This is a genomic window from Rhodococcus sp. D-6 (assembly GCF_040256695.1).
Classification (GTDB): domain Bacteria; phylum Actinomycetota; class Actinomycetes; order Mycobacteriales; family Mycobacteriaceae; genus Rhodococcus; species Rhodococcus pyridinivorans.
This window is the reverse complement of the sequence record NZ_CP132970.1, coordinates 1,421,115-1,433,883: the sequence shown is the minus strand read 5'-3', so window position 1 is coordinate 1,433,883 and position 12,769 is coordinate 1,421,115. Positions and strand designations below refer to the sequence as shown.

Below are 12,769 nucleotides of genomic sequence, written 5' to 3'. Positions count from 1 at the left end.
GATCAGGCGCCGAGGCTCGGAGCCGGAGACAGCCGGATCAGACGGTGAATCCGAGTGCGCGCAGCTGCTCGCGTCCGTCGTCGGTGATCTTGTCGGGACCCCACGGCGGCATCCAGACCCAGTTGATGCGCAGCTCGTCGCACAGGCCGCTGCGCACGAGTGCGCCCTTGGCCTGCTCCTCGATCACGTCGGTGAGGGGGCACGCCGCCGAGGTGAGCGTCATGTCCACGGTCACGGTCTCGTCGACCTCGGAGATCCCGTAGACGAGACCGAGATCGACGACGTTGATGCCGAGCTCGGGGTCGACGACGTCGCGCATCGCCTCCTCGAGTTCGTCGAGGCGGCCCGGATCCAGCGGCGGGGCCGTGGCCGCGACCAGCGTCGAGGTCTCGTCCGCGCCGGCGTCGGCCGTCGGATTCTCGTCGGTGTTCACGGTGCCCGGTGCGGGTTCGGTCATCAGTTCTGTCCTCCGCTCGAAAGGGTGTGCGCGCCGCCCGCCAGGTCGGCGGGGGCGGCGTCCACGGTCTGCGCGACCGCGTCCTTGAAGGCCATCCAGCCCAGCAACGCGCACTTCACGCGCGCCGGGTACTTCGCGACGCCGGCGAACGCGATGCCGTCGCCGATCAGGTCCTCGTCGCCTTCGACGGTGCCGCGGCTGCCGACCATCTCGACGAACCCCTCGACGATCTTCAGCGCATCGCCGAGCGGAACGCCGATCACCTGGTCGGTGAGGACGGACGTCGAGGCCTGGCTGATCGAGCAGCCCTGCCCGTCGTAGGAGACATCGGCGACGGTGTCGCCGTCGATGTGCACGCGCAGGGTCACCTCGTCGCCGCAGGTCGGGTTGACGTGGTGCACTTCGGCGCCGAACGGTTCGCGCAGTCCGCGATTGTGCGGGTGCTTGTAGTGGTCCAGGATCACTTCCTGGTACATCTGCTCCATCCGCATCGGATCACGCCTCCCCGAAGAACTTCTGGGCGCGTCGGATCGCCGCGCCGAGTGCCTGCACCTCGTCCGGCGTGTTGTACACGGCGAACGATGCGCGGGCGGTCGCGGCCACCCCGAAGCGGCGGTGCAGCGGCCAGGCGCAGTGGTGTCCGACCCGGATCTCGACGCCCTCGTCGTCGAGAATCTGGCCGAGATCGTGGGCATGGATTCCGTCCACGACGAACGACACCGCACCGCCGCGCTGTTCGGCGGTCGTGGGTCCGATGATGCGCACGCCGTCGATGCCGCCCAGCTCGGCGAGCGCAGCAGCGGTCAGCTCGTGTTCGTGTGCAGCGACGGCGTCCATCCCGATGTCCTGCAGGTAGCGCACGGCGGCACCGAGGCCGACGGCCTGCGAGACCATGGGCGAACCGGCCTCGAATCGCTGCGGCGGTGCGGCGAAGGTCGTGGCCTCCATCGTCACCGTCTCGATCATCGAGCCACCGGTGATGAACGGCGGCACGTCGGCGAGCAGGTCGCGGCGACCGTAGAGGACGCCGACACCGGACGGACCGAACATCTTGTGTCCGGAGAACGCCGCGAAATCCACACCGAGAGCACGGAAGTCGACGGCCACGTGCGGCACCGACTGGCACGCGTCGAGCACGACGATCGCGCCGATCTCCTTCGCGCGTCGCACGATCTCCTCGACGGGAGCAACCGCGCCGGTCACGTTCGACTGGTGCGTGAACGCCACGACCTTCACAGCGTCGGTCAGCGTCAGCGAATCGAGGTCGATGCGACCGTCGTCGGTGACGCCGTACCAGCGCAGGGTGGCACCCGTGCGCCGTGCGAGTTCCTGCCACGGAACGAGATTCGCGTGGTGCTCGAGCTCGGTGACGACGATCTCGTCACCGGGGCCGAGCCGGTGCGGGAACCGGTCGTCGGCGAAGGCGTAGGCGACGAGGTTGAGCGACTCGGTGGCATTCTTGGTGAACACCACCTCGTCGATGTCGACCCCGACGAACGACGCGATGACAGCGCGGGCGTCCTCGTACGAGTCGGTCGCCTCCTCCGACAACGCATGCGCACCGCGGTGCACGGCCGCGTTCCGCGTCGCCAGGAACTCACGCTCGGCGTCGAGCACCTGCACCGGACGCTGGGAGGTGGCCCCCGAGTCGAGGTAGACCAGGGGTTTGCCGTCGCGCACCGTGCGCGCGAGGATCGGGAAATCCGCCCTGATCCGGGCGATGTCCAAGGTCCGCACCGGCACCGTCATCCGATCACGCTCCTTGCGTTGCTGCCTGGGTGAAACGAACGTAGCCGTTGGTCTCGAGCTCGTCGGCGAGCTCGGGGCCACCGGACTCGACGACGCGGCCACCCACGAAGACGTGCACGAACTGCGGCTTGATGTAGCGCAGGATGCGGGTGTAGTGGGTGATGAGCAGGACGCCGCCGTTCTCGTTCTCCTGGTAGCGGTTCACGCCCTCGGAGACGACGCGCAGCGCGTCCACGTCGAGGCCCGAGTCGGTCTCGTCGAGGATGGCGATCTTCGGCTTCAGCAGACCGAGCTGCAGGATCTCGTGGCGCTTCTTCTCGCCACCGGAGAAGCCCTCGTTGACGCTGCGCTCGCCGAAGGCCGGATCGATGTCCAGCTCGGACATCGCCTGCTTGACCTCCTTGACCCAGTGGCGCAGCTTGGGGGCCTCGCCGCGCACGGCGGTCGCGGCGGTGCGGAGGAAGTTCGACATCGACACGCCGGGCACCTCGACCGGGTACTGCATCGCGAGGAACAGGCCGGCGCGGGCGCGCTCGTCGACGCTCATCTCGAGCACGTCCTCACCGTTGAGGGTGATGCTGCCCGAGGTGATCTCGTACTTGGGGTGGCCGGCGATCGCGTACGACAGGGTGGACTTGCCGGAGCCGTTGGGACCCATGATGGCGTGCGTCTCACCCGAGCGGACCGTGAGGTTCACGCCCTTGAGGATGTCGATGGGTTCAGCGTTCTCGTCGGTCTGTGCGACGCGGACGTGCAGGTCCTTGATCTCGAGGACGTTCGAAGGTGTGGACATCGAAATGCGTTTCCTTAGTGAAGTATCGGGAGTACGGGGAGGCAGGGCCGGTCAGGCGCCGACGGCGGCGAGTTCCGCCTCGATGGCGGCCTCGAGCCGTTCGCGGACCTCGGTGACCGTGATGCGCTCGAGCAGCTCGTGGAAGAAGCCGCGGACGACGAGGCGACGCGCTTCCTCCTCGGGGATACCGCGAGCACGCAGGTAGAACAGCTGCTCGTCGTCGAAGCGGCCGGTCGCCGACGCGTGTCCGGCACCGACGATCTCACCGGTCTCGATCTCGAGGTTCGGCACGGAGTCGGCGCGCGCACCGTCGGTGAGCACCAGGTTGCGGTTGAGCTCGAAGGTGTCGGTGCCCTCGGCCTCGGCGCGGATGAGCACGTCGCCGATCCACACGGTGTGCGCGTCGGGCTTGCCGGAGGCCGGATCGCCCTGCAGCGCACCCTTGTACACGACGTTCGACTTGCAGTTCGGCTGCGAGTGGTCGACGAGCAGGCGCTGCTCGAAGTGCTGGCCGGCGTCGGCGAAGTACAGGCCGAGCAGTTCGGCGTCGCCGCCGGGGCCGTCGTACTTGGTGGTCGCCGACACGCGCACGAGATCGCCGCCGAGCGCCACGGTGAAGTGGCGAAGCACGGCATCGCGGCCGAGGCGAGCGTGGTGCGCGGCGACGTGTACGGCGTCGTCGGCCCAGTCCTGCACCGCGACGACCTTCAGCTGTGCGCTGTCGCCGAGCACGAACTCGATGTTCTCGGCGTAGGTGCCGCTGCCGCGCTGGTCGATGACGAGCGTGAGGTTGGCGAACGCCTCGAGCCGGATCTGCACGTGTCCGTAGGCGACGGCGCCCTCGCCCGGTCCCGTGATCGTCACGGTGACGGGCTCGGCGACCTCGACCTCGCGGCCGACGGTGAGGACGGTCGCGGTCTCGAACGACGAGTACGCCTGTGCTGCGATCCGGTCGAACGGCACACCGGCCTGTCCGAGTCGCGCGTCGTCGCGCGCCACGGTCTCGACCTGCACGCCGTCGACCGGGGTGACCTCGACGGTCGCGGTGCCGGTCGCGGGAGCGGTGCCGTCGTGCAGACCGCGCAGGCGGCGCAGCGGGGTGAACCGCCACACCTCGTCGCGACCCGACGGAATCTCGAAGGCGTTCACATCGAAGGACGTGAAGACCTCACCCTTGTTGATTGCCGGCTTGCCGGCGGTGTTGATTGCCGGCTTGCCGGCGGTGTTGATTGCCGGCTTGCCGGCGGTGTTGATTGCCGGCTTGCCGGCGGTGTTGATTGCCGGCTTGCCGGCGGTGTTGATTGCCGGCTTGCCGGCGGTGTTGACCGCCGGGGCACGGTTCTCGGCGCGCACGGCATCCTGCACTCCGGTAGCAGGAGTGTTCTTCGCTTCCGCAGTCATTTAGCCGACTGCCCCTTCCATCTGCAGTTCGATCAGGCGATTGAGTTCGAGGGCGTACTCCATCGGCAGTTCCTTGGCGATGGGCTCGACGAACCCGCGCACCACCATCGCCATGGCCTCGTCCTCGTCGAGTCCGCGGCTCATGAGGTAGAACAGCTGGTCGTCGCTCACCTTCGAGACGGTCGCCTCGTGACCCATCGTGACGTCGTCCTCACGGATGTCGACGTACGGGTAGGTGTCGGAACGGCTGATCTGGTCGACGAGCAGCGCGTCGCACTTGACGGTCGACTTCGAACCGTGAGCGCCCTTGTTGACCTGCACGAGGCCGCGGTAGGAGGCACGTCCACCGCCGCGCGCCACCGACTTCGACACGATGGTCGAGGAGGTGTGCGGCGCCAGGTGCAGCATCTTCGCGCCGGTGTCCTGGTGCTGGCCCTCGCCGGCGAAGGCGACGGAGAGCACTTCACCGCGAGCGTGCTCGCCCATCATCCACACGGCCGGGTACTTCATCGTCACCTTGGAACCGATGTTGCCGTCGATCCATTCCATCGAGCCGCCGGCCTCGACCTTGGTGCGCTTGGTCACCAGGTTGTAGACGTTGTTCGACCAGTTCTGGATGGTCGTGTAGCGGCAGTGTCCGCCCTTCTTGACGATGATCTCGACGACCGCGGAGTGCAGCGAGTCGGACTTGTAGATCGGGGCGGTGCAGCCCTCGACGTAGTGCACCGAGGCGCCCTCGTCGACGATGATCAGGGTCCGCTCGAACTGGCCCATGTTCTCCGTGTTGATGCGGAAGTAGGCCTGCAGCGGAATGTCGACGTGCACACCCGGCGGGACGTAGATGAACGAGCCACCCGACCACACCGCGGTGTTCAGGGCGGAGAACTTGTTGTCGCCGGCCGGGATGACCGTGCCGAAGTACTCCTTGAACAGCTCGGGGTGCTCGCGCAGGCCCGAGTCGGTGTCGAGGAAGATCACGCCCTGGCTCTCGAGGTCCTCGCGGATCTGGTGGTAGACCACCTCGGACTCGTACTGGGCGGCGACACCGGCGATGAGGCGCTGCTTCTCCGCCTCCGGGATGCCCAGCCTGTCGTAGGTGTTCTTGATGTCCTCGGGGAGCTCGTCCCAGCTCGCGGCCTGCTTCTCCGTCGAGCGCACGAAGTACTTGATGTTGTCGAAGTCGATTCCGTCGAGGTTCGAGCCCCACACCGGCATCGGCTTCTTGTCGAAGGTGCGCAGCGCCTTGAGGCGGATATCGAGCATCCACTCGGGCTCGTTCTTCTTGGCGGAGATGTCCCGCACGACCTCTTCGGACAGGCCGCGCTGCGCCGTGGCACCCGCGGTGTCGGGGTCCGCCCAGCCGTATTCGTAGTGGCCGAGAGAATCGATCGTCTCTTCCTGCGTCAGCGGCGCGGTTCCGGACGTCTGATCCGATGCGACGGTCATGCGAGCTCCTTCCGGAGTCTGGTGGGCGTCGGCGCGGGCTGTGCGTCGACGGTCGACGGGTGGGTGGATGTCTTCCTGATGTGCCCTGGTTCGCGGAGCACTCGCGGTGGGATCGTCACGTAGGCGGCTCCGGACGGGGCGCGTCCGCTCTGGAGAGAACGGGCACGTGTGTCGTGCAGAAGGCGTCGCCGTTCGCGATCGTCGCGAGGCGTTGCACGTGGGTTCCGAGGATCCGCACGAAGGCCTCCTGCTCCGCCTCGCACAGTTCGGGGAACTGCTCCGCGACGTGCGAGACCGGGCAGTGGTGCTGGCAGATCTGCACGCCGGTGCCGACGCGGCGGGTCGAGGCGGCGAAACCGGAGGCGGTGAACGCCCCGGCGATCTCCTCGGCGACGCTCTCGACGTCGTCGACGTTCTCGTCGGCGGGCGCGATGGTGCCGAGGATCGAGTCCACACGGCGGCGTGCGAAGTCCTCCACGGCAGCGTCGCCGCCGAGTTCGCGGAGGTGCCGCATGGCGGCGGTGGCGAGATCGTCGTAGGAGTGCCCGAGGCGGGCGCGTCCGACGGCGGTGAGCTGGAAGCGGCGGGCGGGGCGGCCACGACCGCGTCCTTGCCTGCGCGGCGGCGCGGCGGCCTGCGCCTCACCGGACTCGATGAGCGCGTCGAGATGGCGTCGCACGCCCGCGGCGCTGAGCCCCAGACGCTCGCCGATCTCCGGCGCGGTGATGGGACCTTCTTCGAGCAGCAGCTGCACGACGGCGGCGCGGGTCTGACCCTCCGGGATCTCGCGGCCCGTCGAAGCAGGATTCTTGCGGGTGTCCTCGACGCGCGACGCCGTCGCGGCAGGTGCGTGACCTGCGCGTTCTGCGGTGTCGGTGGTGTCGGACGGGTATTTCACAACACCAGTGTGACGGAATTCGGAAGGACGGTCCACCAAGGGTGCCCTTTGTTACACCTCGTGACGGAGCCGTCGGAGACCACCCTCGTCGTCCCGTTACGCTTCTGACGTGCCGTCGACTCCTCCCCTGTCCGCCCCGCACACGACGTCTCCGTCGCCGGGCCGATCCGGGGTCCGCGAACGGCTGCACGTGTGGATCCGACGCGCTCTGGGCCTCGACGCCCCGGGACCACACGCCGATGTCTCGGTCGTCCTGCACGGCGACGAGATCGAAGGTCGCGGACTCGACGCGATCGAGAACGTCTACCTCCACCGCATCCGGCTGCTCGGCGCCACCGGTGCCGTCCTCATGGCAGTCGGGGCACTCGGCGCCGGCGCCCAGCCGGTCCTGCAGAACCCCGTGCAGGGCGTCCGCGCCCTCGGACTGGCGGCACGCATGCCGAGCGCCGCCCTCACGACGACCATGATCGGCACGGCGCTGGTGATCCTCGCCTGGTTGCTGCTCGGCCGGTTCGCGATCGGCCGGGGCGCACCGGACGGTCCCGTGCGCCGACTGTCCCGGTCGCAGCTCGACCGCACCTTGCTGCTGTGGATCCTTCCGCTGGTCGTCGCTCCGCCGATGTTCAGCAAGGACGTCTACTCGTATCTCGCGCAGAGCGAGATTGCCGCGCGCGGGCTCGATCCCTACGCGATCGGTCCGGCCGGCGCGCTGGGGGTCGACCACGTCCTGACCCGGACGGTGCCGAACATCTGGCGCGACACCTCGGCCCCCTACGGCCCGGCCTTCCTGTGGATCGGCGAGAAGATCACGTACCTCACGGGCGAGAACATCGTGGCCGGCATCTTCGTCCACCGGCTGCTCGCGCTCGTGGGTGTGGCCCTGATCGTGTGGGCGCTGCCGCGGCTCGCCCGCCGGTGCGGCGTTGCGTCGGTGAGCGCGTTGTGGCTCGGTGCCGCAAACCCGCTGTTGCTCTTCCACCTGGTCGCGGGCATCCACAACGAGGCCCTGATGCTCGGGCTCATGCTCGCCGGTGTCGAGCTCGCGCTGCGGGCCGTCCACCCGGACGACGAGGCGGCCTCGCGCCTGCGTCTCGCGGGGTGGCTCGCGGCCGGCACCGCGCTGATCGCCCTGTCGTCGATGATCAAGGTGCCCTCGCTGCTCGCGCTCGGATTCGTCGGCATGGCCCTTGCCCGCAAGTGGGGGGGCGGCTTCCGCGCCGTGCTCGCCGCCGCCGCGATCCTCGGCATCGGGACCTGTGTCGTCATCGGCGCTGTGAGCTGGGGCAGCGGCCTGGGCTTCGGCTGGACGAAGACCCTGGGCACCGCCACGGAGGTCCGCAGCTGGATGTCGATCCCGACCCTGCTCGGCATGGGTACCGGCCTCGGCGGCGTGCTGCTCGGTCTCGGCGACCACACGACGGCCGTGCTGTCCATCACGCGCCCCATCGCAGCGCTGGTGGCCGCTTTCGTCACGATGCGCATGCTGCTCGCGGTGCTCATGGGACGGATCCATCCGGTCGGTGCGCTGGGGGTCTCGCTGGGCGCGATCGTGCTGCTCTTCCCGGTCGTGCAACCGTGGTACCTGCTGTGGGCGGTGATCCCGCTCGCGGCCTGGGCGACCCGTCCGGTCTTCCGGATCCCCACCATCGCGTTCTCGTCGGTTGTCGGCATGATCCTCATGCCCAACGGCAGCGAATACCAACCGTTCATCATCGTCCAGGCGTCGATCGCGACCATCGTCGTGGTCGGTCTGATCATCGTCGCCACACGCTCCCGGCTGCCGTGGCGGCTGCAGGAGCGCACACCACCGCGTCCGGCGGAAACCGCGGACGCCTAGGCTGGAACCCTGTGATCCCGAGTTCTCCCGCCGGTGCGGTACCGGCCGTGCGCCTGGACGGCGTCGTCAAGACCTACGGGGGCGTCACCGCCGTGAACGGTCTCGATCTGACCGTCGAACGCGCCCAGGTGCTCGCCCTCCTCGGCCCGAACGGCGCCGGTAAGACCACCACCGTGGAAATGTGCGAGGGGTTCGTCACTCCCGACATGGGCACAGTCCGCGTCCTGGGGCTCGATCCCGTCGCCGATTCCGACGCCCTCCGCCCCCGGATCGGCGTGATGCTGCAGGGTGGCGGCGCCTATCCTGGTTCGCGGGCCGGTGAGATGCTCGACCTGGTGGCGGCGTACTCGGCGGATCCCCTCGACCCCGACTGGCTGCTCCAGCGTCTCGGGCTCACCGACGCCCGCCGCACCCCCTACCGCCGATTGTCGGGCGGACAACAGCAACGCCTCGCGCTCGCATGCGCGCTGGTGGGGCGCCCCGAACTGGTGTTCCTCGACGAACCGACGGCGGGTCTCGACGCACAGGCCCGGCTGCTCGTCTGGGAACTGATCGACGCACTGCGCCGCGACGGTGTGAGCGTGCTGCTCACCACCCACCTCATGGACGAGGCGGAAGAGCTCGCCGACGAGATCGTCATCATCGATCACGGGCGGGTGGTCGCCGCAGGGACACCCGACGAAGTCACCCGCGACGGCGCCGAGGGCCAGCTGTGGCTGTCCGCGCCTCCGGGCCTCGACCTGAGTGCCCTGCAGTCCGCCCTGGCCGGCACCCACCGGATCCGGGAGGACAATCCCGGGCGGTATCTCGTCGAGGGCACGATCGAACCGTCCGTCGTCGCGGCGGTGGCGACCTGGTGCGCGAATCTGGGCGCACTGGCAACCGAGATCCGGGTGGATCAGCGCAGCCTCGAGGACGTCTTCCTCGAGTTGACCGGTCGGGAGTTGAGAGGGTGAGCGTGACCCACGATCGTCTGGCGAACAACCGGTTCGCGGAAGGGACCTTCACCCCGCGACCGCAGCCGAACTCGCCGTCGAAGATGCTCGCGGCGCAGACCGCCATGGAACTCAAGTTGCTGCTGCGCAACGGCGAGCAGCTCCTACTGACCATGTTCATTCCGATCACGCTGCTGATCGGCCTGTCGCTGCTACCGATCGGCGATCTCGGCGACTCGCGGGTCGACAGCGTGCTGCCAGCGGTGATGATGGTGGCCGTGATGTCGACGGCGTTCACCGGTCAGGCGATCGCCGTGGGCTTCGACCGCCGCTACGGCGCGCTCAAGCGGATCGGCGCGACCGCGCTGCCCAAGTGGGGAATCATCGCTGGCAAGAGCGCGGCGGTGGGCATCGTCGTCGTCCTGCAGGCCGTGTTGCTCGGTGCCATCGGGCTGGCCCTGGGCTGGCGCCCCTCCCCCGTCGACCTGCTCATCGGGGCGGTCGTCATCGCCTTGGGCACGGTGATGTTCGCGACACTGGGGCTGCTGCTCGGTGGAACCCTGCGCGCCGAGATCGTGCTCGCCCTCGCGAACATCGTGTGGTTCGTGCTGTTGGGCATCGGCAGCGTCGTGGTGCTCGGCGACGTGATCCCCGAAGCGGTGGTCCACCTGCTGCGGATCGTGCCGTCGGGGGCGTTGACGCTCGCGCTCGAGAACGCCACCTCGGGTGTGTTCGACTGGTTGTCGATCGTCTCGCTGCTCGTGTGGACGGTGATCGGCGGCACCGCCGCGGCGCGCTGGTTCCGCTTCACCTGAGTCGTGGGCGGCCCGATCGGGCACGACCCAACTACAGCGTGTAGTGGTTCACGCCGTACCATCGAACCGTGTTGTATCGCGGCTACCTGAGCCTTGTCGACCGTCTCCCCCTGCCGTCGCTGCGGACGCAGAAGATCATCGCGTTCCTCACGATTCTCACCCAGGGCGGCATCGCAGTGACCGGCTCGGTCGTCCGCGTCACCGCCTCCGGACTGGGTTGCCCGACCTGGCCGCAGTGCTTCCCCGGGTCGCTGGTCCCGGTGGGTGTGTCGAGCGGGGTGAACACCCTGCACCAGGTGGTCGAGTTCGGCAACCGGCTGCTGACCTTCGTGGTCGTGGCCGTCGCAGCCGCGATCGTCCTGGCCGTCACCCGTGCGCGGCGCCGCAAGGAGGTCATCGCCTGGGCGTGGTTGATGCCGGCAGGCACCGTGCTGCAGGCGATCATCGGCGGCATCACCGTCCTGGCCGGTCTCGCCTGGTGGACGGTCGCGATCCACCTGCTCGCATCGATGCTCATGGTGTGGCTGGCGACAGTGCTCTACGCGAAGGTGAGCGAGCCGGACGACGGCACGGTGGTGCAGGTATTGCCCCAGCCGCTGCGCCGGCTCACCGCCTTGTCGGGTGTCGCGCTCGCCGTGGTCCTCGTGCTCGGCACGATGGTCACCGGCGCCGGCCCGCACGCCGGAGACAAGAGCGTCGACAGACCCGTCCCGCGCCTCGCGCTCGACATCACCAATCTCGTCCACCTGCACGCCGAAGCGCTCATCGGCTATCTCGCGCTGCTGATCGGCCTCACCTTCGCCGTCTACGCGGTCCATGCACCCCGAGCCGTCACGCTGCGTCTGAAGGTCGTCCTGGCCCTGGTGGTCGCACAGGCCGGCATCGGCCTCGTCCAGTTCTGGACGGACGTGCCTGCCGTGCTGGTCGTCTTCCACGTCGCCGGCGCCGGACTGTGCACGGCGGCGACCGCCGCGGTCTGGGCGGCCGGACGGACGCGCACGACCGCACCGGATCGCGAGCCCGTTCCGGCCTGACCGTTCGACGACGCGGCCCCTCCCCGGACTTCCGGGAAGGGGCCGCGTGTCGTCGTACGGATGTCGGGCGGTCAGCGCTCGTTGCGGGCCTTGGGGAACTTCGTCTGACGTGCCACCCAACCGGCCATCTTCGCCCAGTGACCCTTCTGCGGGTTGGCGATGCTGGTGACCTCGCGGTCCCACTCGGAGACGGTGACGTCGGGGATCTCCTCGACGATGGCGCGCGCCGTCGGGAGGTCCTTCGCGACGCGGTCGCCGAGGGTGCCGTCGGCGGCGACCACGGTGATCCGGACGCCGGACAGACCGATCGGCTGCAGCACGGCCTTCCCGGAACCTCCGTGCTCGGCGACGAAGCTGCGGATGGACGAGACGATGTCGGCCGGTGCGGCCACGACCTGTGTTTCGACGCTCATGTCTGCAGAATACTGTGAGCGCTATGCACGCAATCGAAGTGGCACAGCACGGAGGCCCCGACGTCCTCGTCCCCGTCGAACGACCCGACCCCTCGCCCGGACCGGGTGAGCTGCTGGTTCGCACCGACGCGATCGGCGTCAACTTCATCGACACCTACTTCCGCACCGGCCTCTACGGCACGGAGCTGCCGTACATCCCGGGCTCGGAGGGCACGGGCACGGTCGTCGCCCTCGGCGAGGGTGTGCGGGACACGGCGGTAGGCGACCGAGTGTCGTGGTGCGAGGCACCCGGCTCGTACGCCGAACTGGTCCGCGTCCGCGAGCAGGTCGCCGTGCCGGTCCCGGACTCGGTGCCGGCCGAGCAGGCCGCCTCGGTCCTCCTGCAGGGCATGACCGCGCACTACCTGCTGAACTCCGTCCACCCGGCACAGCCCGGCGAGACGGTGCTCGTCCACGCAGGTGCCGGTGGTGTGGGGCTGATCCTGACGCAACTCGCCGTCGCGAAGGGCGTGCGGGTGATCACCACCGTGTCCTCCGACGAGAAGGAGGCCCTGTCGCGGGAGGCCGGCGCCGCGGAGGTGCTGCGCTACGGCGACGACCTCGCCGAGAAGGTGCGCGAGCTCACCGACGGCGAGGGGGTGGCCGCAGCCTACGACGGTGTCGGTGCCGCGACCTTCGAGGCGTCGCTCGCGTCCGTCCGTGTGCGCGGCACGGTCGCGCTGTTCGGTGCCGCGAGCGGACCCGTCCCGCCCTTCGACCTGCAGCGGCTGAACCCGGCGGGTTCGCTGTTCGTCACGCGGCCGACCCTCGTGCACTACACCCGAGACCGCGAGGAGCTGCTGTGGCGGGCGGGCGACGTGCTCGGGGCGCTCGCCGACGGGTCGCTGAAGCTCCGCGTGGGAGCGAGCTATCCCCTCGCCGAGGCCGCCCGCGCCCACGCCGATCTCGAAGGACGCCGGACCACCGGATCGATCGTCCTGATCCCGTGATC

General features: G+C 69.0%; 13 protein-coding genes. 5 read left to right on the top strand and 8 right to left on the bottom strand.

Annotation, left to right across the window (positions count from 1 at the left end):
- Nucleotides 1-37: 37 nt before the first annotated feature.
- From RBB84_RS06820 to RBB84_RS06790, 7 genes are all read right to left on the bottom strand, one after another.
- Nucleotides 38-457: a metal-sulfur cluster assembly factor gene (locus tag RBB84_RS06820; RefSeq protein WP_064256292.1), complete on the bottom strand. Its 420-nt coding sequence runs from the start codon at nt 455-457 to the stop codon at nt 38-40.
- Nucleotides 457-948, bottom strand: a complete 492-nt coding sequence (gene sufU, locus RBB84_RS06815) for a Fe-S cluster assembly sulfur transfer protein SufU (protein WP_026061042.1) — start codon at nt 946-948, stop codon at nt 457-459. Before sufU ends, RBB84_RS06820 begins: the two co-directional genes overlap by 1 nt.
- Nucleotides 949-952: 4 nt before the next feature.
- On the bottom strand, nt 953-2,206 hold the full coding sequence (locus RBB84_RS06810) for a cysteine desulfurase (protein ID WP_064256293.1): 1,254 nt from the start codon (nt 2,204-2,206) through the stop codon (nt 953-955).
- Between the two features lie 4 nt (nt 2,207-2,210).
- Nucleotides 2,211-2,999, bottom strand: coding sequence for a Fe-S cluster assembly ATPase SufC (gene sufC, locus RBB84_RS06805; protein WP_016691727.1), 789 nt, complete (start codon nt 2,997-2,999; stop codon nt 2,211-2,213).
- Between the two features lie 51 nt (nt 3,000-3,050).
- On the bottom strand, nt 3,051-4,400 hold the full coding sequence (sufD, locus tag RBB84_RS06800) for a Fe-S cluster assembly protein SufD (protein ID WP_350247304.1): 1,350 nt from the start codon (nt 4,398-4,400) through the stop codon (nt 3,051-3,053).
- Nucleotides 4,401-5,846 carry a Fe-S cluster assembly protein SufB gene (gene sufB / locus RBB84_RS06795; RefSeq protein ID WP_024100815.1) on the bottom strand — a complete coding sequence of 482 codons (1,446 nt, stop codon included), beginning with the start codon at nt 5,844-5,846 and terminating at the stop codon, nt 4,401-4,403.
- Between the two features lie 115 nt (nt 5,847-5,961).
- Nucleotides 5,962-6,780 carry a metalloregulator ArsR/SmtB family transcription factor gene (locus tag RBB84_RS06790; protein ID WP_064256295.1) on the bottom strand — a complete coding sequence of 273 codons (819 nt, stop codon included), beginning with the start codon at nt 6,778-6,780 and terminating at the stop codon, nt 5,962-5,964.
- Nucleotides 6,781-6,934: 154 nt separating this feature from the next.
- Between RBB84_RS06790 and mptB the strand changes: the two genes are divergently transcribed.
- The 4 genes from mptB to RBB84_RS06770 all read left to right on the top strand — a co-directional run bounded on the left by mptB (nt 6,935) and on the right by RBB84_RS06770 (nt 11,365).
- The gene (gene mptB, locus RBB84_RS06785; RefSeq protein WP_094980516.1) at nt 6,935-8,581 is read left to right on the top strand and encodes a polyprenol phosphomannose-dependent alpha 1,6 mannosyltransferase MptB; all 1,647 of its coding nucleotides are present in this window, start codon (nt 6,935-6,937) and stop codon (nt 8,579-8,581) included.
- Between the two features lie 11 nt (nt 8,582-8,592).
- Nucleotides 8,593-9,537 carry an ABC transporter ATP-binding protein gene (locus RBB84_RS06780; protein ID WP_024100812.1) on the top strand — a complete coding sequence of 315 codons (945 nt, stop codon included), beginning with the start codon at nt 8,593-8,595 and terminating at the stop codon, nt 9,535-9,537.
- Nucleotides 9,534-10,331: an ABC transporter permease gene (locus RBB84_RS06775; protein ID WP_006551497.1), complete on the top strand. Its 798-nt coding sequence runs from the start codon at nt 9,534-9,536 to the stop codon at nt 10,329-10,331. Before RBB84_RS06780 ends, RBB84_RS06775 begins: the two co-directional genes overlap by 4 nt.
- 68 nt (nt 10,332-10,399) lie before the next feature.
- Nucleotides 10,400-11,365: a COX15/CtaA family protein gene (locus tag RBB84_RS06770; protein ID WP_024100811.1), complete on the top strand. Its 966-nt coding sequence runs from the start codon at nt 10,400-10,402 to the stop codon at nt 11,363-11,365.
- Between the two features lie 71 nt (nt 11,366-11,436).
- Here the strand turns inward: RBB84_RS06770 and RBB84_RS06765 are convergent, their stop codons facing one another.
- The gene (locus RBB84_RS06765; protein ID WP_006551494.1) at nt 11,437-11,778 is read right to left on the bottom strand and encodes a hypothetical protein; all 342 of its coding nucleotides are present in this window, start codon (nt 11,776-11,778) and stop codon (nt 11,437-11,439) included.
- Between the two features lie 23 nt (nt 11,779-11,801).
- Between RBB84_RS06765 and RBB84_RS06760 the strand changes: the two genes are divergently transcribed.
- Nucleotides 11,802-12,767, top strand: a complete 966-nt coding sequence (locus RBB84_RS06760) for a quinone oxidoreductase (protein ID WP_024100810.1) — start codon at nt 11,802-11,804, stop codon at nt 12,765-12,767.
- Nucleotides 12,768-12,769 lie beyond the last annotated feature (2 nt).